The 21,696-nt window shown below is 64.6% G+C and carries 19 protein-coding genes; 13 read left to right on the forward strand and 6 right to left on the reverse strand.

Features of this window, described 5'->3' with window-relative positions; genetic code table 11:
* Both IPM18_07550 and IPM18_07555 read right to left on the reverse strand, forming a co-directional pair.
* On the reverse strand, positions 1 to 1,523 hold a 1,523-nt coding region (locus tag IPM18_07550), incomplete at its 3' end, for a polysaccharide biosynthesis protein (GenBank protein MBK9119441.1).
* 103 nt (positions 1,524 to 1,626) lie between these two features.
* Positions 1,627 to 2,877, reverse strand: coding sequence for a hypothetical protein (locus tag IPM18_07555; protein MBK9119442.1), 1,251 nt, complete (start codon positions 2,875 to 2,877; stop codon positions 1,627 to 1,629).
* Between the two features lie 174 nt (positions 2,878 to 3,051).
* Here IPM18_07555 and IPM18_07560 point away from each other — a divergent pair, with 174 nt between their 5' ends.
* Together IPM18_07560 and IPM18_07565 are read left to right on the forward strand one after the other, a co-directional pair.
* Positions 3,052 to 4,020, forward strand: a complete 969-nt coding sequence (locus tag IPM18_07560) for an alcohol dehydrogenase catalytic domain-containing protein (protein ID MBK9119443.1) — start codon at positions 3,052 to 3,054, stop codon at positions 4,018 to 4,020.
* A 2-nt stretch (positions 4,021 to 4,022) separates the two neighbouring features.
* The gene (locus IPM18_07565) at positions 4,023 to 4,784 is read left to right on the forward strand and encodes a laccase domain-containing protein (GenBank protein MBK9119444.1); all 762 of its coding nucleotides are present in this window, start codon (positions 4,023 to 4,025) and stop codon (positions 4,782 to 4,784) included.
* Between the two features lie 4 nt (positions 4,785 to 4,788).
* Here IPM18_07565 and IPM18_07570 read toward each other — a convergent pair whose 3' ends face one another.
* Positions 4,789 to 6,117: a hypothetical protein gene (locus tag IPM18_07570; protein MBK9119445.1), complete on the reverse strand. Its 1,329-nt coding sequence runs from the start codon at positions 6,115 to 6,117 to the stop codon at positions 4,789 to 4,791.
* A gap of 247 nt (positions 6,118 to 6,364) precedes the next feature.
* Complete coding sequence (gene infA, locus IPM18_07575; protein ID MBK9119446.1) at positions 6,365 to 6,595, reverse strand: translation initiation factor IF-1; 231 nt, start codon at positions 6,593 to 6,595, stop codon at positions 6,365 to 6,367.
* 462 nt (positions 6,596 to 7,057) lie between these two features.
* On the opposite strand from infA, the gene IPM18_07580 reads away from it, so the two are divergent.
* Entirely contained in the window at positions 7,058 to 8,254 is a 1,197-nt protein-coding gene (locus IPM18_07580; protein MBK9119447.1) for a hypothetical protein, read from the forward strand.
* Positions 8,255 to 8,433: 179 nt separating this feature from the next.
* On the opposite strand, the gene IPM18_07585 is transcribed toward IPM18_07580, so the two are convergent.
* Entirely contained in the window at positions 8,434 to 9,465 is a 1,032-nt protein-coding gene (locus tag IPM18_07585) for a PilT/PilU family type 4a pilus ATPase (GenBank protein ID MBK9119448.1), read from the reverse strand.
* Positions 9,466 to 9,624: 159 nt separating this feature from the next.
* On the opposite strand from IPM18_07585, the gene IPM18_07590 reads away from it, so the two are divergent.
* The 5 genes from IPM18_07590 to arsB all read left to right on the forward strand — a co-directional run bounded on the left by IPM18_07590 (position 9,625) and on the right by arsB (position 14,135).
* Positions 9,625 to 9,960 (forward strand): YkgJ family cysteine cluster protein, encoded by a 336-nt coding sequence (locus IPM18_07590; GenBank protein MBK9119449.1) that lies wholly within the window; start codon positions 9,625 to 9,627, stop codon positions 9,958 to 9,960.
* A 186-nt stretch (positions 9,961 to 10,146) separates the two neighbouring features.
* Positions 10,147 to 11,433, forward strand: a complete 1,287-nt coding sequence (locus IPM18_07595) for an MFS transporter (protein MBK9119450.1) — start codon at positions 10,147 to 10,149, stop codon at positions 11,431 to 11,433.
* A gap of 131 nt (positions 11,434 to 11,564) precedes the next feature.
* The gene (locus IPM18_07600) at positions 11,565 to 11,960 is read left to right on the forward strand and encodes a winged helix-turn-helix transcriptional regulator (protein ID MBK9119451.1); all 396 of its coding nucleotides are present in this window, start codon (positions 11,565 to 11,567) and stop codon (positions 11,958 to 11,960) included.
* Positions 11,961 to 12,002: 42 nt separating this feature from the next.
* Complete coding sequence (gene arsM, locus IPM18_07605) at positions 12,003 to 12,878, forward strand: arsenite methyltransferase (protein ID MBK9119452.1); 876 nt, start codon at positions 12,003 to 12,005, stop codon at positions 12,876 to 12,878.
* Positions 12,879 to 13,118: 240 nt separating this feature from the next.
* Positions 13,119 to 14,135, forward strand: coding sequence for an ACR3 family arsenite efflux transporter (gene arsB, locus IPM18_07610; protein MBK9119453.1), 1,017 nt, complete (start codon positions 13,119 to 13,121; stop codon positions 14,133 to 14,135).
* 46 nt (positions 14,136 to 14,181) lie between these two features.
* On the opposite strand, the gene IPM18_07615 is transcribed toward arsB, so the two are convergent.
* Entirely contained in the window at positions 14,182 to 14,514 is a 333-nt protein-coding gene (locus IPM18_07615) for a sulfurtransferase (protein MBK9119454.1), read from the reverse strand.
* 427 nt (positions 14,515 to 14,941) lie between these two features.
* Here IPM18_07615 and IPM18_07620 point away from each other — a divergent pair, with 427 nt between their 5' ends.
* The 5 genes from IPM18_07620 to IPM18_07640 are packed head-to-tail and all read left to right on the forward strand — an operon-like array spanning position 14,942 to position 21,680.
* Complete coding sequence (locus IPM18_07620; protein MBK9119455.1) at positions 14,942 to 15,694, forward strand: NADH-quinone oxidoreductase subunit J; 753 nt, start codon at positions 14,942 to 14,944, stop codon at positions 15,692 to 15,694.
* Positions 15,694 to 16,005, forward strand: coding sequence for an NADH-quinone oxidoreductase subunit NuoK (gene nuoK, locus IPM18_07625; protein MBK9119456.1), 312 nt, complete (start codon positions 15,694 to 15,696; stop codon positions 16,003 to 16,005). The genes IPM18_07620 and nuoK overlap by 1 nt, the downstream gene beginning before the upstream one ends.
* A gap of 26 nt (positions 16,006 to 16,031) precedes the next feature.
* On the forward strand, positions 16,032 to 18,203 hold the full coding sequence (gene nuoL, locus IPM18_07630; GenBank protein MBK9119457.1) for an NADH-quinone oxidoreductase subunit L: 2,172 nt from the start codon (positions 16,032 to 16,034) through the stop codon (positions 18,201 to 18,203).
* A 28-nt stretch (positions 18,204 to 18,231) separates the two neighbouring features.
* On the forward strand, positions 18,232 to 19,995 hold the full coding sequence (locus tag IPM18_07635; protein ID MBK9119458.1) for an NADH-quinone oxidoreductase subunit M: 1,764 nt from the start codon (positions 18,232 to 18,234) through the stop codon (positions 19,993 to 19,995).
* Positions 19,992 to 21,680, forward strand: coding sequence for an NADH-quinone oxidoreductase subunit N (locus IPM18_07640; protein MBK9119459.1), 1,689 nt, complete (start codon positions 19,992 to 19,994; stop codon positions 21,678 to 21,680). The genes IPM18_07635 and IPM18_07640 overlap by 4 nt, the downstream gene beginning before the upstream one ends.
* The last annotated feature ends 16 nt before the right edge of the window (positions 21,681 to 21,696 follow it).

Below are 21,696 nucleotides of genomic sequence, written 5' to 3' on the forward strand. Positions count from 1 at the left end.
ATCGGGATAACGCTGCCGCTGCTGCCCAGGACGTTGCCGAACCGTACCGTGACGAACTGCGTCTTGCTGCGTGCCTGCAGGGCTTGGATGTACATCTCGGCGACACGCTTCGAGCAACCCATCACGCTGGTGGGGTTGACGGCCTTGTCGGTCGAGATCATCACGAACTTCTCGCAGCCGGTCGCGCTCGCCGCGTCCGCCACGGTGCGGGTCCCGCGGATGTTGTTTTTGATGGCTTCGCCCGGGTTGCACTCCATCATCGGCACGTGCTTGTGGGCGGCGGCGTGGAAAACCGCGGTCGGTTGCTCCCGGGTGAACAGTGCGCGTATCCGCTCCGCATCGCCAATGTCGGCGAGTGCCGGTACGACGTCGATCGTTTTGCACAACCGGCGGAGCTCCTGCTCGATGGGAAAGAGGCATTGCTCGGCACGTTCGATGAGGATCAGTCGCCGCGGGCCGAATTTGGCGATCTGCCGGCACATTTCCGCGCCGATCGACCCGCCCGCGCCCGTCACCGCCACGACCCGATCCCGGATAAACTTCGCAATCTCCGCTTCGTCGAGCTGTACCGGGGCCCGCCCGAGCAGGTCGTTGATTTCGACGTCTCGGATCTCCTTGACCGAGGCCCGCCCATCGATCAGGTCCGCCAGTGCTGGCAATGTCTTGAAGCGGAGGTTCGTCCCTTCGCACAATTCCACGACGTGCCGCAGGCGCTGCCGTGAGGCCGACGGAATCGCGATCAGGATTTCGTCGACCGCGTGCTGTGCGCAAATCTCCCTGATGTTCTCCACCGAGCCCAGCACTTCCAGCCCGTGAATCTGGGTACCCCACTTGCGGCGGTCATCGTCGAGGAATCCGACCACGCGGTACCGCGTGACCGGCATGCGCAGAATTTCCCGCACGGCGTTCTCGCCCGCATTCCCCGCCCCGACAATCAGCAGCCGCGGTACGATGCCATCCGCCGCCGGGCGGATTTCCTCGTGGTACAGCCGTACCCACAGCCGGGCGCCGCACACCAGTGCGATGGTGCCGGCGAAGTCGAGCAGAAAGACCGAATCGGGAAACTTCGTCCCAAAAGGTGCCGTCGCCCCCGGAATCAGAACGGCGATGTTCTGCAAACTGTAGTACAAGAAAAAGATCGCGAAAAAGCTCCACCAGGCGCCTTTCGCGACGTCGAACACGTCCCGCATGCTGACATAGCGCCAGGATGAACGGTGCAGGCCCAACAGGACAAAGACCGTGATCTTGATGATCACGACCGGCACGAGCATCGGCAGGAAGAACTCGAGGAACCAGTCTGTGTGCGGTTCACTCGCCGGCGGAATCGGTTGGAACAACGCGAGGATCTGCCGTGCGGGCCAGAGGATCGCCGCCGACCCCTTGAAGTTGTAAGCCAGTCCGAACGCGAGCAGCCACGCCAAGGCGAAGAGCACCCCGTGTGATACGATCGTCATCGTGCCCCGATGGCGCTCGATCCAATCCAAGGCGGTATTGCGGATAGGGGAATGCTTCTCGGTGCTCATTCCATCTGCCTGGCGGGCGTCCGGATAAGCCCGCGTACTCTGCAACTGTTGGACTCTCTATCGGCCACTTGGTGCCGGTGCGAGTACGACTGCGAACCGTATCTTAGCGCCGCGCGGGCAGCGGCTGCTGTCGCATCAATTCGGCGAAACGCATCAGGCGCGGTCCGCGGAGCGTGTCGTCACGTGCGATGGCCATGACGGTGACGAGCGCATCCTGCATCCGCGCCCGGTCGCCAAGCCGCCACGCGCAGTACGCTTCCAGTACCGGCGATTGTTGCAGCGTCTCGGAACTGCCAAGCTGTCGAAGCCAGGCGCGCATCTGCTCGTCCAAGAACTCGGGGTTGCCGAAGTGCCGCTCCGGGTTGAGCTGCTGGAGAGCTTCGGGGTCGCGCTCGAGGGCCTCGAGCAGCAGCAGTGTAGCTTGCTGGGGCCGGGCTTGGGTGAGGGCTGCATGGGCCAGCAACAGGGGTGCGAGCCCGTTCGCCGGGTCCAGTTCCCGAATCGCCCTCAACCGGTTGGACGCCAGCGTGAGGGCCGCGCGATGCTGCTCCAGCTCTTCCGGCGTGTTGGTAAACACCGTCGCTTGGCGGAACTCACGTTCCGCCTCACGTGCCATCTGCTGAATGCGTGTGTCGTTCTGGGCCTGTAAAGCATGTACCAGCGAGGTTGGCCGCGACTCCAGAGTGGGCCGCACCGACTCGGTCAGGCCGAGCGGTGGCCCCGCTTCGATCGGCGGCGTCTCCGTCCATGGTGTACCACCATCAAGCCGGTTGGTAACGAAATCCGAAACGGGAATCAGTGGCAGGCGAAAGGGCTCTGTTGCTCCCGGCGAGGGTTCCCGCTCGGGCTGCAGCCCCATGAGATCCTGGAAGCGGGTGGTATCGGGTCGTGGAGTAAACTGCGCAGCATACAGGTTCGGCACGTAACCGCGCCCCATGCCCGGCAGGGGCATGTCCAGGCGTGTTGCTGCGGAGAGACCGGTAAGCACGCGCAACTCCTGCGCGGATGCCGTCAGAGGCGGCAGCGATGCGCGGCGGCCGAGCGGGGATCGCAAACCGACATCCACCAGCCCCAGTGACTGGGTGTACTGTGAGGCCGCTCCCGGGCGAAATCCGAAATGTCGCGCGCCGAGCAGGGCGACATTGCCCGCCCGGGCCGCACTGAGTGGACGCACTTCCCGCTGGGCAGTAAACCGCCCCCCCATCGTGACAGAGGGACCGCGACCGGCCGGCCGACTGAGGAGATCCTCTCCCGTGCGGGCACGCTGGGCCGTGGCGTCGGGCACGAGAAACGCTGCCGCGAAGACGGCAAGCGTCCAGCTTTGAATCGTTCTGCTACGAATGCGAAGCCGCATGTGCTCTAACCTCACGCTTCGCGCCACATAAGCGGGCCCCGGTAACCCTTGATATAGTAGCATCGGACAGCATGGCGCCACAGGTGCGGCTTTCCGACTGCAGGTGTATTTTTCGGCCCCGCGGGGCTGGCCCCCGTCACCGTCTTGTGTGGTATGGAAGTCTCGGAGCACACCATGCGAGCGCTGGTTCTGACTGGTGCCCCACCTGCATCCCTTGCATTCGTGCAGAATTATCCGGACCCTGTTCCTGGTGCGAAAGAAGTCCTCGTACGTGTCGACCTGGCCGGTGTTTGCGCCACCGATCTGGAGCTCGCGCGCGGATACATGAGCTATACCGGTGTGCTCGGCCACGAGTTCGTGGGTACTGTCCTCCAGGGGGCACCGGAGCTGCATCACCGGCGCGTGGTCGGAGAAATCAACTGCCCTTGCGGGCAGTGTACCATCTGCCGTTCAGGTGCTGGCAGGCATTGTCCGAGCCGGACAGTCCTTGGTATCTCCGGCCGTGATGGTGCCTTTGCCGAACACCTTTGCATCCCGGCCGCCAACTGCCACATCGTCCCCGCGGATTTGCCCGATGAAGCTGCCGTCTTTGTCGAACCCCTCGCGGCCGCGGCCCATGTGCTCGACGCGGTGCATCTCGACGCCGACACGCGGGTCACGGTGGTCGGGTCCGGGCGCCTCGGGCTGTTGGTGGCTTTTGTACTCCAACGGACCGCCTGCCGGCTCCGCGTCGCAGGTCGCAACCCGAGGACCTTGAGCTTGTGTCGCCGCCGCGAAATCGAAGCCGTAGCGGTCGCAGATCTGCCCATCTCCGCGGATCAGGATGTGGTGGTGGACTGCACGGGCAGCCCGGACGGACTACGGCTTGCGCTGGCCCTCTGCCGCCCCCTCGGTACGATTGTGCTGAAGAGCACCTATGCGGAGCCGGCCGCGCTCGACCTGGCGCCGCTGGTCATCCACGAGCTCCGCGTTGTCGGCAGCCGTTGTGGCGACTTCGGTCGGGCCTTGGCGCTGCTCGCACAGGGCGATTGGAGTCTCGGCGAACTCATCACGGGTAGGTATCCGATGTCACAAGGGGCCGCCGCCCTCACCGCGGCCGCTGCGCCGGAACACATCAAGGTACTCATCTGCCCCCAGGAGTAACCATGCAGTTTGTGACCCGCGGCGGCCGGCACTATGCGCAGTTCGAGCGGCTCGCGCGCGTGCCTGGCTTTGTGCATGCCTTCACGCTGCGGCCGGAGGATGTTTCCGCGCGGGATGACGAGTGGGCTTCTGTGCGGGCAGCACGTCGCGCCACAGCGCTGCGCGACTGGCATCTGCCAGCAGAAGCACTGCGGTATACCCACCAGGTACATGAACCCCGGCTAATGGTGGTCCACGCCGAGACACCGCCCGGACCGATCAACCGTTGCGACGGGTTGGTCACCACCCTTCCCGGCATTCCGCTGATGACGTTCTCGGCGGATTGTCCGCTCGTGTTGCTGGTGGATCCCGGGCGCCGCGTCGTGGGCATGGCCCACGCGAGTTGGCGGTGTGCGGTGGGCGGGATTGTGGGCCGGCTGGTCGAGACCATGACAACCGTGTGCGGCTGTGAACCGCAGGCGCTGTACGCGGGTGTTGGTCCGAGTGCCGGACCCGACGCCTACGAGGTGCGGTTGGACATGTACGCGGCCGCCGCGGATTTGCCCGAGCGCGAGCGCTTTTTTCACCGCCGCAACGGGGGGATGTATTTCGACCTGTGGGCGGTCAACGTGGCGCAGCTCGAAGCTGCTGGTGTGCCGCGGGCGCACATCGAGGTTGCCGGTCTCTGTACGATGAGCCGCACCGACCTGTTTTACTCGTTTCGCCGCGAGGGCCGCGGCTGCGGACATTTCGGACTGCTGGCTGCCTGGGCTGCGCCCGGGTAACGCCTTACTGCGCTGCCTGCTTCAGCAGGGCGATGAACGGGCTGATGTCAGCGAAGTTCACCAACCCGTCGAAATTCGTGTCCCCATTGGAGTGGAAGCACTCCGGGTACGCCACCTGGTATGCAGCCATGTCTTTCAGTGCTGCGATGAACGGGCTGATGTCGGCGAAGTTCACGAAGCCGTCGCAATTGAGGTCGCCCGCAGTCGGCGCGGTGGCAAGGAAAATGTCTGCGAACACGCGCTGGGTTTGCTGGTTGAAACCGCTGAGTTGATACGTGATGTGTACACGTCCGTTCGGACCGACTGCGACCGCCGCGCCTACCCGCGACTGCTCCACACCGCTGACCTCCATTGGCGCGCTGAAGCCGCTCGAAGTCTCCGCGACCACATATACGCCGCGGTTCGGCAGCACGTTCGAAACGAACGCGATGTATCGTCGTCCTGCCGGATCGAACGCCGGCCGTTCGTAAAACGCCGGATTGCCGCCGGAGAACAAGGTGAGCGCCGGACCGAAGACGCCAACTCCGGCATCGTCCACGAGTCGCAGGGTGTTGCTGGTCTCATAGAGGATGCTGACGGTGCCATTGGGGGCCACGACCGGAATCGCCGTCTCGACGTTCTCCAGCACGCCCGTAAACACCGGCTGGAACGCGCCACCCGAGTTGTTGAGGTACACCAAGGGTCCGCCGAAGGCGTTGCCGGCCTGGTAGGTAATGTGGACGACATCGTCCGGCCCGATCGTGAGGTGCGGATACCACGACTCGGCGGCATCGTTGCTCAGGTTCGTCAAGGCCCCCACGCCGACGCCGGGCGTGTAGGTCGTGTAGAACACATCCTGCGTCCCGCTTGACCGTTGCGACATGAACACGAAGTGTGCCCGCCCAGTGCTGTCAATCGCGTGCTTCACAATCACGTAGCCGGACCCGGTGATATCGATAATGCTGCCGAACGCGCCGCCCACGTTGTTTACGTAGCGGATCAGGTTGGAAGTGGTCGTGCCGGTGTGAAAAGCGATGTGGACGTTGTCAGCCGCATCCAGCACCAGATTGGGAAACTCCTCGCGTACGCTGTTGAACGTGATCTGCGTGTGCTCCCAGGCGCCGGACCGGTTCGTCGCGTACCAGATTTCCTTGCTGTTGCTGTCGGTGCCGAACTGCTTCATGTACGCCACGTGCAGCGCCCCCGCGCTGTCCACCGCGAGCGAGGTTGGGTTGTTCCAGTACAGATCCGCCAGCACGGTCTCCGACGAGAAGACCAGCTCGGCGCGGACGACTCCTGCAAGACCAAGCAACAACACAAGCGCAGTGGTGCGCTGTCCGTGAGAACGCAACATGACTCCTCCTCCTCGCCGGCAGCCCGGCTTGTTCGACCTCTGCGGTGCGGGCCCGGCGATTCCTCCCGGAGCCCCCGGGGCCCTCTTAACCCCGAGTGTAGCGATTTCCGGAGGCCGGACCAATGTGCATCGCGAGGGACTTTGTGGTCGCGACTCCGCCCCTTTCGGCGACCGTGGGCGCAATGGTTCGGCAATACCTGTTCGGCGTCTGAGGTCCCCCTTGCCGCAGAGGTGCAGACCGCTACTTCTACTTCTGACGGTAAGTAATGCGACCGCGCTTCAGATCGTAGGGCGACAACTCAACCGTCACTCTGTCACCCGGGAGGATGCGAATGAAGTTCTTACGCATGCGGCCGGAGACGTGGGCAAGCACCTCATGCTTGCCGGAGCCGGCCAGATCGGCTTCGACGAGGAACATGGCGTTCGGTAGGGCCTTGATGACGACCGCTTCCAACTGAATGGCATCTTCTTTGGCCACGCTGTCCTCGCTGCTGCGCAACGGCCACTCGCTGGCCTGCGCGGGGGCACCACCATGCCCCTCGGAGCAACCATCCGCGTTGAATGGAGGGGGGGCGGCACGCTCGTGAAGCCATCCACGGCACTCACGACGTACGTGCCGCATGGTAACGACGCGTTCGGGAGCGGTCAACGCGGCACACTACCACTCGTGGTGTGCTACAGCAGGATCCAACGGGAGGTTAACAGGGGGGATAGCGCCCGGGAGCGATTACGGGCCGAATCGATTCGACTCCCGCACCCCCCATCCGTCCAGGCCCCCGGTTTTTCTGCAAGAATACGTTGTGAACTGCGTTTGGCCCTCCGTAAGACGGTCGAATACGGTGACCGTTCTACGTGGTGCGCCGGGTATCCCACGCCCCTGCGTAGGTGCCGGCTGGGTGATTCCACGGATTCAACGCCGAGAACTACAGGAGTGCGAGACATGCAGCGATGGATGGTCATTACGGTCGGGGCGGCCCTGCTTTTGGCGACCGTTGCCGAGGCGCAGCAGGGGCAGGGCGGGCGACGGCCAGGGCAGCGCGGCCCTGGCGGTCCGGGTGGTCCGCCCGGTGGTCCCATGTTCGAGATGATGGCTGAGCGGCTTGCAGAGCGTCTGCACATGAGCGAAGACCAGCGCCTCGTGCTCGAAGGACTGGTGGCACAGCACCGCGCCGAACTACAGGCGGCGGGCTTCGGCCCAGATCAGATGCGCGGCTTGGGGCAGGAGATGCGCGCCGCCCGCGAAGCCGGGGATGATGCCCGTGTGGCCGAAATTCGTGCCGAGATGCAGGCCCATCGGCAGCAGTTTGAGGCCCTCAATCAGAAGCTGATGAACAGCGTCGAGGGGATCCTGCTCGAGGACCAACTGCCGGAATTCCAGGAGATGCGCGCCCGCATGGAGCGCGGTCGCCAGCAGATGCAGGCCGGCCAGCGTTTCCGCGATATCGTGGAGACGCTGCCCAACGAACTCGCCATGACGCCTGAGCAGCGTGCCTCCTACGACGAGCTCGTGGCGGAACAGCGTGCCGGGTTTGAGGCCCGCCGTGGCCAGTGGCAGGAGATGCGTGGCTTGTTTGAAGAGCTGCGCGAGGCCCGTGCAGCCGGTGATTTCGACCGCGTGCGAGAGATCGAAGCGGAACTGGAATCACGCCGCCCGGCTCCGCCGAATGTGGATGAGTTCTTCGCGAAGTTGCAGCCGCTGCTCACCGCCGAGCAGCGGGCCCAATTGGCCGAGATTCAGGCCCAGGGCCCCGGCCAGCAGCGTGGTCCCGGAGCCCAGGAGCGGCAGCGCCCCCTTGATATCCGCCAGGTCCTACAGACGGCCCGCCGCCTGCGGCTGAACGAGGAGCAGCAGGGCAAGCTGCGCGACATCGAGCGGAACGCTCGTGATGCGGAACAGGCCGCCCGCCGTGATCAGCAGGGTGCCCAGCAGCGGGCCGAAACGGTGAAGACCGAGATTCTCGGCATCCTCGACGCCAACCAGAAAGCCGAGTTTGAACGCCTGCTTACCAGTCCGCGCGGCGAGCGCCAGACCCGCCCCGGTGTGGGCGAGCGTGAACGCGGTCCACGGCCCGAGGGTGGCCCACCGCCGGGCGAAGAACGCCCGCGACGCCGCCCCGCCGGTCCGCCGCCGGTCTAAGGTCGAATGCGGATCTGAACGGGTGACGCAGGGTGCTCGACACCCCGGCGGGGGTAATGTCCCCGTACGGTTTGTCGACAGCCGCCCGTATCCTCCAGGCGCCACCGAAGCGGCCACGTCACCCGGCGTGGCCGCTCGCCTGATTTCTTGGATCACGGTGGCCCAAGTCCGCCGGTGCGCTACTGGTAGTTCACCATGACCGAATCGTACACCGTGTCCAGGATGACCCCTTCGTCGCGCAGCGCGTTCAACGCGGCCGGCATCGACTGCATCCCGTAACGCTGCCCCGTCGTGATGGCATTCCGCAAGTGATACGTGCCGCGGTTGCGCAACACGTTCCGCACGCCATCGGTCGCCACCAGGATCTCGCACGCGACCCGCTTCCCGCCGTCGATTGTCGGTAGAAGTTCCTGGTGTACCACGCCCAGCAGCGCTTCCGCGAGCAATGCCCGCATGTGTCCGTCGCTGCCGTCCGGTGCATACGACAGCAGCCGCTCGATGATCTTGTCGATCGAGATGATGTGCAGCGTGGACATCACCAGCACGCCGGTCTCGGCGGCGGTCAGCGCAATCTTGATGGTCTCGTAGTCGCGCATCTCGCCGATCGCAATGATGTCCGGATCCTGCCGCAGCGCCGCCCGCAGTCCGCGGTGGAAGGAGGAAGTGTCCCGGCCGATCTCGCGCTGCCGCACGATCGATTTCTTATTGCGGTGCACGTACTCGATGGGGTCCTCGATGGTCACGATGTGTCGACGGTGCTGCTCGTTGACATGATCGAGCATGCCTGCCAGCGTGGTCGTTTTTCCCTGACTCGTGCTGCCGGTGACGAGGATCAACCCCTTGCGCGCCACGGCAAGCTGTCCCACGATCGGCGGCAGCTTGAGCTGTGACAGTGGCAGGGGGGCACTCGACAACAGGCGGATGACAGCGCCGACGTCGCCGTCGTTGTAGCTGAGGTTCACACGGTAGCGGTGGTGCTCTTGGTCGGAGATGACGATGTCGAGGTCGCGATCGTGCTCGAACTCCAGTCGCTGCTCCTCACTCAGCAGGGCGAAACTGAGCTCGCGGGCCAGCCGCGCGGACAGCGCCTCGCGCGTTACCGGCTGGAGTTCACGCTCAATGCGGAACAGCACGGGCGACCCCGCCACCAGATGCACGTCGTTCGCCCGCATGGCTCGGGCGCGTGCCAGGATTTCCATTACGTCTGCCATGGAGCTCCTCCTCGGATCGGGTTGGGGTCGGCGGCCGCCTCGATGCTATCCTAACGGCCCGAAGACCGGATCGCGCCCGGTGTGAAAGCATGTGCCGAGGCATGGACAGCTACGCGAGAGAGTCCTGCGGATCGCAACACGTGAAGGGAGTAGCGGCTGATGTACGACTGCCTGACATGTGGGGCCTGCTGCCACGGACTGGATGTGTATCTGACCGAGGAGGATCAGGACCGCTTCGTCGGGGATCCGCAGCTCGGGCGCTACATCCGTGAGCACCCCTGGCGCGGACGCTTCCCGCTCATCTTCCTTCGCCGCGATGCCGAACACGACCGCTGCTTGGCGCTTGAGGTACGCGGGGAGCGGGTACGTTGCACGATCTACCCTGACCGGCCGTACCTTTGTCAAGAACTCGCGGTCGGCTCCGATGGCTGCGAAGAGGCCCGCCGCAAGAAGGGCTTACCGGTGGACTCCGCACCCCGCCCCGACGAAGTTTGATTCCCGGCCTCCGGCAGCCGCGTGGGAACACCTCGGCCCCACGGCGCGCGGGTCAGCGGGTATCATTCCGGCCTTTCAGGAGGCCACCGGATGGTGACACCCGCAGACCCAGCGCCGCCTGCGCCGGCGTCCCCCGCAGCCGCACCGTCCGTTGGTCCGCCGCCACGTCACATCACGAAGCTCTCGGTGGCAAGCTGGGTTCTTTACGATCTCGCGAACACCGTCTACTCAATGAATATCTCGTCCCTGTACTTTTCCCTCTGGGTGCGGGAGCAGGTCGGGATGGAGCGCGCGGATTTCGTTTTCCCGCTCACGATGGCTGTCGCGATGGGCACCATTTTCCTGCTCTCTCCGATTCTGGGAGCGCTGACCGATTTCTCCCGGCGCCGCGTGCCATTCCTGATGGTCTCGACGCTCATTTGCGTGGGTCTTACCGCGCTCCTGGGCCAGGGTGGGGAATGGCGGCTCACCTTCAGCTTGGTCTGTTTCGTCATTGCCACGATCGCCTTCAACGCCGGGCTGCAGTTCTATGATGCGCTGCTCCCCGAGGTGAGCACGGAGCAGAATCGCGGCTGGATCGGCGGGATTGGCATTGGGATCGGCTACTGCGGCTCCTTCCTCGGCATCGGCACGGGGTACTACCTCACGCAGGTTCTCAAGCTAGACCTCGTCTCTATCTTCCCCACCTCCGCGGCGCTGTTCATCCTCTTCGCCTGGCCGGCCTTCGTCTTTGTCCGCGAACGCGGCAACCCCGCCGCGCAGCCCTTCACATGGGGGCTGCTCGGGCAGGCCACGCGCCAGGTCTTCCATACCTTTCGGCACGTCCGGCAGTATCCCGGTCTGGCGCGTTTTCTCATCGGGCGGGTCATTTACACCGATCCGCTCAACACGGTGATCGCCATCATGGGCTTGTATGTGACCAATCTGGCGGTACGCGCCGGGCGCAGCGAGGCCGACGCAAGCGGGATTGCGCAGCAGATCCTGTTCGTGGCGGTGGCCTTCTCCGTGGCGGGTGGTTTCGCCTGGGGGCGGTTGGTCGATTCCATCGGGCCGAAGCGCACGCTCCAGATCGTGCTCGTCGGCTGGATGGGCTGCCTGCTGGCCGGTGCCGCGATGGGGTTCTTCGGTTGGCCCATGCCGGTGTTCTTCGTGATCGCCTGTGCGACCGGGCTCTGCATGGGCGGAACCTGGGCAGCGGACCGGCCGCTCATGCTGCGGCTGGCACCGCCGCGCAGGATTGGTGAGTTCTATGGGCTCTACGGAATGGTGGGACGCTTCTCAGCCATCACCGGCCCTTTGATGTGGAGCATCGTGGTGGGCTACCTGTTCCGCCACGGTGATCAGGCCATCGGCCAGGCGGTCGGCCTGCTCGTCATGCTGGTCTACATGGTGGTTGCGTTTTGCGTGCTGTGGCCGCTGTCCGATGCGCCACGCGCTTGGCCGCCGGATGAGTGCCGCGCCGACGAGATCTGACCTGCGGAAAAGTGTGCGGGTGACTGCCGGCGAACATCGCCCAAGCCCCTTTCCACGCAGAACTTCCCGCCGGTGCAGCTGCCGGCCACGGGGCCCCTTGCTTTCTAGCGCGGACAAGATATCATTTCGGCATGAAACGAAATGATCATGCCATCTTGGGTACCCTCGCAACGATCGCCCGGGCTCTTGGCGATGTGAATCGACTGAGAATTCTGGCGGCCCTACGCACCGGGGAGTTGTGTGTCTGCCAACTGCTCGAGCTGCTCGGTCTCGCCGGGGCGACCGTTTCACAGCACCTTGCCACGCTGCGGACTGCCGGACTGATCGACACGCGTAAGGTCGGCCGCTGGGTTTACGTCGCGCGGCCCGTGGCACCGACACCGCTCGTGGCGACCACCCTCGCCAACTTGGACGAAGCCATCGAGCAGGATGCCACAGTTCGAGCGGATGGACGGAAGCTTGGCACGATCCTGGCTATCGAGCCGGCCGAACTCGCACTGCGTCAGCGTGGCGGCTGCTGCGAGTGAGCACGAATTGCAGGTGTGACGAACATATGAAGGGAGCAGAAGATGAAAGCGACGAACGTTAGCGAAGCGGAAGCCGTCCGCGCGCAGGTGCGCGCGGGTTACGCCGAGATCGCCCGGGTGGGCAACTTCACGACTGGGGAGGACCAGCTCTCCGGTGCTAGTGGCAGCGGTGGGTGCTGCGGTTCGGCGATGTCGGCCGACCAGCTCGCCGAGCGGATCGGCTATGCCACGACCGAACTGCGCGGCCTGCCGGAGGGTGCCAACCTGGGCCTCTCCTGCGGCAACCCGACGGCGCTTGCGGCTTTGCGGCCGGGAGAAGTCGTCCTTGACCTTGGCAGCGGCGGCGGGTTCGACGTGTTTCTCGCCGGCCCGCGCGTCGGTGCGACCGGGCGAGTGATCGGAGTCGACATGACCCCCGAGATGTTGACGCGGGCCCGAGGAAACCTCGCAGCGTATCAGCGCCGCACCGGGCTCGACAATGCCGAGTTTCGGTTGGGCGAGATCGAGCATCTGCCCGTGGCGGATGCGAGTGTGGACGTAGTGATATCGAACTGCGTCTTGAACCTCTCGCCGGACAAGCCGCAGGTGTGGCGGGAGATCGCGCGCGTGCTCAAGCCCGGTGGGCGCGTGGCGGTGTCGGATCTGGCGTTGTTGCAACCGCTGCCGGAGGAGGTGCGCGGGATGGTTGCGGCGCTGGTTGGTTGCGTCGCCGGTGCGCCCCTGCTGAGCGACACACAGGCATGGGCGCAAGCGGCAGGGCTCGTCGAGGTTGAGCTGGAGGAGAAGGGGGACTACGTGGCAGTGCAGACCGGTTCAAGCGACCCCCTGTATGAGCGCATCCGCACGGCACTCCCGGACGGCGCCACGCCAGCGGATTTTGTGACGAGTGTCAATATTACAGCGCGGAAGCCGGGTTGAAACAGATCGGAGAATTCACCTGTGCCGCCGTCAGGCCCGGCTGCGCGGGCCTGGCGCGCGGCTCGGCTTGGCGCTCCGAGTTGTGCCTGCCGTCGGCCGCCTCCAGTTTCCCGGTCCCCGTAGCTCATTGCGCCAACGTGAATTCACTCTCGGAGGTTGTCCGTGACAAACGCCGGGCCGCCACTCCGCAAGCAACTGTCCTTTCTCGACCGCTACCTGACGCTGTGGATCTTTCTTGCGATGGCGCTGGGTGTCGGGCTGGGCTATTTCGTACCGGATCTACATGGGGTGCTCGATCGCTTTTCCGTGGGTACCACCAACATCCCCATTGCTGTGGGATTGATTCTGATGATGTACCCCCCGCTCGCGAAGGTGCGGTACGAGGAAATGGGCCGCGTTTTCCGCGATTGGCGCCTTCTCGCGCTTTCGTTGGCACAAAACTGGCTGATCGGCCCTGTGCTGATGTTTGGTTTGGCGGTCGCTTTCCTCTCCGGCCACCCGGAACTGATGGTCGGTCTGATCCTGGTCGGCATCGCCCGCTGCATCGCGATGGTATTGGTCTGGAATGAACTCGCCCGGGGCAGCAGTGAGTACGCCGCGGGCCTGGTGGCGCTCAACAGCGTGTTCCAGGTACTGACCTACGGCGCCCTCGCGTGGCTCTTCATCACCGTGTTTCCGGGTTGGCTCGGCCTCGATCTCTCGGAAGTGCAAGGCGCCGGCGGCAAAACGGTCGCGGACATCACAATGGGCGAAATCTTCGCCAGTGTGATGATCTACCTCGGCATTCCATTCGCGGCCGGGATCCTGAGCCGGGTGATTCTGTTACCGGCGCTGGGCCGGGCGTGGTATGAGCAGCGCTTCATCCCGGCAATCAGCCCGGTGACGCTCATCGCGCTGCTGTTTACGATCGTGCTGATGTTCAGCTTCAAGGGTGACAAGATCGTGGAGTTCCCCCTGAAGGTTCTGCTGGTGGCGATCCCCCTGACGATCTACTTCGCGATCATGTTCCTCGTCAGCTTCTTCATGGCGTGGAAAGCGGGTGCCGACTACGAGCGCAGCACGACTCTGGCTTTCACCGCCGCGGGGAACAACTTCGAGCTGGCCATTGCGGTGGCCATCGCCGTATTCGGTATTCGGTCGGACGTGGCGTTCGCGACGGTCATTGGGCCACTGGTAGAAGTCCCCGTACTGATCGGGCTGGTGCATGTCGCACTGTATTTCGGTCGATGGCTGTACGGCCGGCCGGTAGTGGCGTGACGGCACCGGCTGCATAATCACCCCCACGCTACAAGCCCGGAACGGCTCAGTACCGCGCGATGGTGGGGTCGATTTCCCGCGACCAGGCGTCAATCCCGCCTCGCAGACTTTGGACGCGTTCAAGGCCGGCCTCGGTGCGGAGCCAGTGTGCCACGTTCATGCTCCGCACGCCGCTGTGGCAGAAGACCACCAGGTCGCAATCCTCGGGAATCTCAGCCAGCCGCAGCGGGATTTCGCCCATGGGGATGTGCAGTGCGCCCTCGATGCGGGCGAACTGCAACTCTTGATGCTCGCGGCAGTCGAGCAGTAACGGGCCACTCGTTCCACGGCGGGCTTGCAGTTCCTGGGGCGTGATTTCCAGCGGGCGGTTCTCTGGCATGATGACTCTCCGCAGTGTTGTGCCATCGGAATTTCGCCGCGTTGCGGCCAATCCAGGCGCGGGCCACGATTGTAGCCCGGTCCGGGGAGTGCGGTCGGGAACGGGCCGGCTGACTGGCTCGTCGTGAGTCACTGTTCGCAGGTTTCCAGCCGTGCCGTCAGGATTGAAAGTCGGCGGCTCACCCGGGTGCCCGTTGCGTGACCGGCGCAGATGGGATAAAGGATGGGGTGCTACGGCTTGATGTCGGCGAGTCGTGCCGGCCGGGTACCGCATGTGCAAAGTTTTGTCCGCTGGCCGCTGGTGGCCGAAGCGCGGATCGTGTACAAGTTCGACCCGTAGCCGGGCGTGAAAAACGGCGTGGTTCGGCGGGTATGTGGATTGGTTCCGAGCGCGGTTCCGACCTGCCGCGAGTGGAAGGCAAGAGGGCATGCCGACCTTTCTGGTTACGGCGCAAGCTTCGACTTCCGAATGGGATACGGCGATCTGGATGGTTGCCGCGCTGGTCCTTGGTGCGCTGGGTCTGTTCCTTGCGTTGCCTGGTGGCCGCGCCGACCTCTCGCGTGTCGGGCTGGTGTTGCTGGCGGCCGCGGGGGGCGTACTGCTGGTCCTTGCGGCGCGCTTGTTGCCGGCCGAAGCCACCACACAGTGGTTTGCGGTTTGTGCCTTGGTAGCCGTCTTCGGGGCCGTGCGGATGATCACGCATCGCAAGCCCGTATACAGCGCTCTCTACTTCGTGCTCGTCATTCTCTCCGTGGCAGCGCTGCTCCTGCTGATGCAAGCGGAGTTCCTCGCGGCGGCGCTGGTCATCGTGTACGCGGGTGCAATCCTCGTCACGTACCTGTTTGTAATCATGCTGGCACAGCAGGCGTATCTGCCGGCGTACGACACGCAATCGCGTGACCCGCTGTGGGGCTGTGTAGGTGGTTTTGCGCTCCTGGCTGTGATTACGATGCAACTCTTCCTTGGGCCGACGGACAGTACGGTCGCCTTCACCGCCCAGTCCGCGGCGTCGGCGGTGGGGAACGAAACGAACGTCGGAACGCCTTTGCTGACGCGCTACGTGATCGGGATTCAGATTGCCGGCGTGTTGCTGCTGGCGGCGATGGTGGGCGCGATCGCGATCGCGCGGCGGCAGATCGGCACGGTCGCGGAGCCCCTGGCCGGGGAGGGCGAGGACTGATGCTCGCCGCGTACCTTATCCTCGGCTCGGTGCTGTTCGCCCTGGGGCTCATCGGGTTCATGACCCGGCGCAACCTGATCATCATGTTCCTGTGCACCGAGATGATGTTCCAGGGCATCATCGTGAATCTCGTGGCCTTCGGGCGCTACCCGTTGAACGGGGCGCCCACGTTTGATGGCCAGGTCTTTGCCCTGTTCCTGATTGCAGTGGCCGCGGCCGAGGCCGCGCTGGGCCTGGCACTGGTCGTGTTGCTCTACCGGTATCGCGGGACTCTCGATGCGAACGCGTTCACCCAGTTGAGGGATGACTAGCCGTGTTGCTGGCCGAAGCGACAGCCATGATTCCCGGTCCGTGGGCCGCCGCTGCGTGGTACGCGACGATTCCGTTCTGGCCGTTGCTGGGGGCACTGCTGGTGGGAGTGCTGCTGATCCTGCGGCAGAAGCCGGAGCGCGCGCACCTGCCGGTGGTTGCGGGGGTGGCCTTCGCGGCGCTGCTCGCCGTCATCATGTTCTTCGACACCGCGCAGCGTTATCCGTCCAAGGGTGGGACGGAGGCGGATCACGATGCCGGGCACGCCGCGGTCGTCCTGGCGGCGGATCCACCGTCACCGATCAGGAGTGGCAACGCCCCTGCGGGCTGGGTCGACCCGGGCTACACCTATACGCTCTACCGCTGGATCAGCTTCGGCGCCGTCGAGAGCCAGGCGCTCGGCCGTTGGATCAGCGTGAATTTCTACTTCGACGGCCTGACGGCGATGATGATGTTGTTTGTCACCGTCGTCAGTCTGATGGTCGTGATCTATGCCATCGGTTACATGCGCGACCATCATGGCCACCCGGAACGGGGCTACGAGCGTTTCTTTGCGTTCCTCGGGTTGTTTGTCTTCTCGATGGCCATGCTGGTCATGGCGGGCAATTTCGTCCTGCTATACCTGGGGTGGGAGTTGGTGGGGCTGTGCAGCTACCTCTTGATCGGCTTCTACTATGGCAAGCCGGAGGCGGCCGCCGCGGCTAAGAAGGCGTTCCTCGTCAACCGCATCGGCGACCTCGGCTTTGCGCTGGGGATCTTCGCCCTCTACTGGTTCCTGTCGCCCCACGTGCTGGAGCACGAGAATCCGCTGGATTTCGCCATCGCCTTCAAGTACGCCGCCGAGTTGCAAACGGATTCGGGCCTGCTGGGGCTGCACCAGTCCACCGTGGTGGCGCTCCTGCTGCTCTGTGGTGCAATTGGCAAGAGCGCACAGTTCCCGCTGTATGTGTGGCTGCCGGACGCGATGGAGGGTCCGACCCCGGTTTCGGCCCTCATTCACGCCGCGACAATGGTCACCGCCGGCATTTACATGATTGCCCGTTGCGGACCGATCTTTGCCGGCTCGCCTTTCGCGTTGGATGTGATCCTGATCCTCGGCCTGATCGGTGCGGTGCTTACCGCGACCATGGCTCTTGCCCAGTATGACATGAAACGCATTCTGGCGTACTCCACCATCAGCCAGCTCGCGTTCATGTTCGTCGCGCTTGGTTGTGGCGTCCCCAAGAGCGGCGTGTTTCACGTGTTCACGCATGCCTGGTTCAAGGCGCTGCTGTTCCTGGGGGCCGGCAGCGTCATGCACGCCATGGGGGGTGTGATCGACGTGCGGCGTTTCAGTGGCCTGCGGCAGGTGTTGCCGCGGACGTATGCCGTGATGTTGATCGGCTGCCTGGCCTTGGCCGGGTTCCCCCTGCTGGCGGGTTTTTGGAGCAAGGACGAGATCGTCCACGCGGCGCTTTTCAGCGACACGCCCTGGGTCGGCTGGTTGCTGGTCTTGACCGCGCTGCTCACCGCCTTCTATACCTTCCGCATGTTCTTCCTGTGCTTCCACGGGCCGCTGCGGCTGCCCGCAGAAGCCGGGCAGCACCCCCATGAATCGCCCCCGGTCATGCTCCGCCCGCTGTACATCCTGGCGCTCGGAGCCATCTTCACCGGATACCTTGGCGTCGGGCTCGTGCCCGGCTCGGCCGACGCGTTTCTGGGCGTGCTGAAGCCGCACGCGGGCATTTTCCACGCTTACCTCGGCAACAGCACGATCATCGAGACCGCCCACCAGGGCGCCGAGGCGGCTGGCGCTGCGGTGGAACACGGCAGTGGCATCTGGGTGGCATATCTGTCCGCGGTGGTGGCGCTGGCGGGGATCGGGCTGGCATGGCTGGTGTACGGCCGGGCACCGGAGGTCGATCCGGCGCGGCGGGCGCTCGGCAGCGTGTTCGGGCTGCTCAATGCGAAGTACTACGTGGACGAGATTTACGACGCGGTGCTGGTGCGGCCGCTGCGCGGGCTTGGCAAAGTGCTGTTCGGGGTGGATCGGCTGGGTGTTGATGGGGCGGTACACTTCGTGGCGGCCGTGCCACGGGGTCTCGCGTTCGTGCTGCAGATGTTCCAGCGTGGAGTGTTGCAGTCGTACGCGCTTTCGATGGTATTGGGCTTGGTCGTGCTGCTGGTGCTCTGGACCGTGATTCGAAGTCCGGCAACCTGACCAGGAACCAGGGAGACGGTGCGCGGGTATGGCCGCGATCGCACTCAATCTGCTGATCTTCCTGCCGCTGGTGGCGGCGGTGTTCGTGTGGATGGCGCCGGTGCGCTACGCAGCTCGAACCGCGTTGGGCGTGGGCCTGCTCACGTTAGCGTTGTCGCTGTGGCTCTGGGGTCAACCGGCCGGGACCGCGGGTGACCCCGGCCGCGCCTTGCTGGGCGTGACGGATGTGCGCTGGATCGGTTTGGGTGTAGCGGATCGCGAGACCGGACTACAGAGCGGTTTTGAGCTGCGTTTTCACGTGGGGCTCGACGCAATCAGTCTGCCGTTGATCGTACTCACCGGCCTCCTGGTGCCGCTGTCGATCTGGTGCAGTTTCTCCGCGATCCGCACGCGCGAACGGGAGTATTACGCGTGGTTGCTCGCACTGACGGCCGGCATGTTCGGCGTGTTCGCCGCCCGCGACGTGCTTCTGTTCTACATCTTTTTCGAGTTCACGCTCGTCCCGCTCTATTTCCTGATCGGTATCTGGGGCGGCCCGGAGCGGCGTTTCGCGGCCAACAAGTTCTTCGTCTACACCTTCGTCGGCAGCGTCATCACGTTCGCCGGCATCCTGTACCTGGGTGTGCGCGCGGCGCAGATCGACGGCGGGATGCTGGTCGGTTTTGACCTTGTGCGGCTTTCGACCCTGAGTCTGCGGGAGCTGACCGCCGGCGAGCAGAGCTGGCTCTTCATCGCCTTCTTCTGCGGCTTCGCCATCAAGGTGCCGTTTTTCCCCTTGCACACCTGGCTGCCGCTGGCGCATACCGAGGCACCTACCGCCGGCAGCGTGCTGCTGGCCGGTGTGTTGCTGAAGCTCGGCACGTATGGCTTCCTGCGGTTCAGTCTACCGATGGTCCCGGAAGGGGCGCTGGCCTGGGCGCAGGTGATGGGTTGGCTGGCCGTGATTGGGATCATCTACGGGGCGCTGTGTTGCTGGGTGCAGCGTGATGTCAAGAAGCTCGTCGCGTACTCCTCGGTGTCACACCTCGGCTTCTGCATGCTCGGCATGTTCGCGTTCAACGCGCTGGGGCTCAGCGGTTCCGTGCTGTACATGATCAACCACGGTATCAGCACGGGCGCGCTGTTCCTCGTCATTGGGATGCTCTACGAGCGTTATCACACGCGCGACATGCACGAGATCGGCGGCCTCGCTCGGCAGATGCCCATCGCGGCCACGTTCTTCATCCTGTTCGTTCTTTCGAGTATCGGCCTGCCGGGCCTGAACGGCTTCGTCAGCGAGTTCACGGTGCTGTTTGCCGCGTTCAACTCGCCGGATCTCGGGCCGGTGTTCGGCGCGCTGGGTGCGACCGGCATCCTGCTCGGCGCCATCTACATGCTGTACGCCACGGGGAAGGTTCTCTTCGGCCCGTTGAAGCAGCCGCAGGGCACACCTGATCTCTCGCACCTGCCGGCCGACCTCAACGCCCGCGAAATCGCAATCCTGGCGCCACTCGCCGTGCTGGTTGTGCTGCTTGGTGTCTACCCGCGCATCGTGACCGAACGCCTCGACCCTGCTTTGCAGGTGCAGGTGCTTGCGCGGCTCGATGAAGCCCGGGCCCAGAGTCCGCGGTGGGCCATGACCTCGGAGCCGCAGCCCCTCCGCGAGCCATTTGCGGCTGCGGAACTCGAAGCGGCCGTTGCCTCCGTGGCGGCGGTAGTTCCGGCTGAATGGCCGCGTCCGTCACTGCCCGAGTTCGATCTTACCGTTCGTCGCTCTCCGTTCTCCGATCCCCATTCCGGTGCTTCGCGATGATCCTCACGCCGCCCATTTCGCTGCTCACGCTGCTGCCCGAGATCGTGCTGCTCGTGGCCGCATGCGGCGTGCTGATCATCGGCCAGGAGCGGCGCGCTGGCCTGCGGCAATTGGCGCCTTGGGCGGCCCTGGGCGCCCTGATCGCCGCGTTGGTGCTGGTGCTGCGGGGCGTGGGTGAACCAGCGGCGGGGGTGGCCGCCAGTGGGTTGTACTTCGGCGGACTCGCCCGCTTTGTGCGCGTCAGCGCCCTCGAACTGGGCATCCTCCTGGTGCTGGTCAATTGGGCCCAGGGGCGGCGGGAAGAGCGCGGCGAGTTTCTCGCGATGCTGCTGCTTTCGCTGACCGGGCTGCTGTTGGTCGCTCCCGCGGACAACCTCGCCATCTTGTTCCTGGCGCTCGAGCTTGTGAGCATCCCGACCTACGTCCTGGTGGTGCTGGGACGGCAAAACCCGCTGTCCGCCGAGGCGGGTACGAAATACTTCTACCTAGGCGCCATGTCCGCGGCGCTGATGGCCTTCGGCTTCAGCTTCCTGTATGGCGTGACCGGCTCGCTGGACCTGACGACCACGCTCGACGGGGACGGTGCGGTCGTCAGTCTCGGCGTGGTGGCTGCCGTGACGCAGGCGCTGGGGAATCCCGGCTCGATCGAGTTCGGCATTGCCATCGTCGGCATCGCGTTGTCCTTTGCCGGACTGCTTTTCAAGATCGCGGCGTTCCCGCTTCATCTGTACGTGGCGGATGTCTACCAGGGTGCGGCCAGCCCGGTTGCGGGCTTACTCGGGTTTGTACCGAAGATTGCCGGATTCGTGGCGCTCTTCAAGATCATCCAGAGTACCGGACAGTGGCAGTACGGCGAGACACTGATCTTCTGGCTGATCTGGCTCACCGCTGCGCTGAGCATGACGGTGGGTAACCTGCTCGCTCTGCGCCAGACCAACATTAAGCGGCTGCTCGCGTATTCCGGCATTGCCCATGCGGGCTACATGCTCGTCGGTCTGCTGGCTGGGCCATTCGCGGGCAAAATGGTGAGTTCGGAAGGGATCGGCAACTTCGCCGACGGCACCGCGGCCGTGCTGTACTACGTCGTCATCTACGGAATTGCGAACCTGGGTGCATTTGCCGTGCTCGGATTGCTGCATTTCCGCGAGCGGCCGTGCGAAACTCTCCGCGAAGTTGCCGGCCTCATTCGGAATGAGCCGGCTTTGGCGTTGTTGCTCGTGCTGGCGATGTTCACGCTGATGGGCATGCCACCGACGCCGGGGTTCTGGGGCAAATTCAGTCTCTTCGGCAGTGCGCTCGCCGCCAGCAACCAGAGCATGCTTCCCGACACCTACCGCACGTGGTTGCTGGTGCTCGTCATTATCGCCGTGCTGAATTCGGCCATCGCGGCGGCGTACTACCTGCGGGTCATCGGGGCGGTGTTGTTCTTCGAACCCGAGGAAACGGCCCGGGCCGAGCAGCGCGAAGCCCCGCAGATCGGCGCCTTGCTGTGTGGTTTTCTGTTGATCATCTTCTCGTTCTATCCCGGGGGCCTGTTCGAGGCGGGGCGGCAGGCGACCGTGGATCTGGAGCGGACGCAGGACCGGATCCCCGGCGTGGTGCGGATGTCGACTTCGGTGGCACCACCCCCGCTCGAGAAGCCGCTGGAAGCTCCCGCGGCGGCCGATTCGTACAGCCCATCCTGACTTCGCGTTGCGATCC

The organism is Phycisphaerales bacterium, assembly GCA_016716475.1.
Taxonomy (GTDB): Bacteria; Planctomycetota; Phycisphaerae; order UBA1845; family Fen-1342; genus JADJWG01.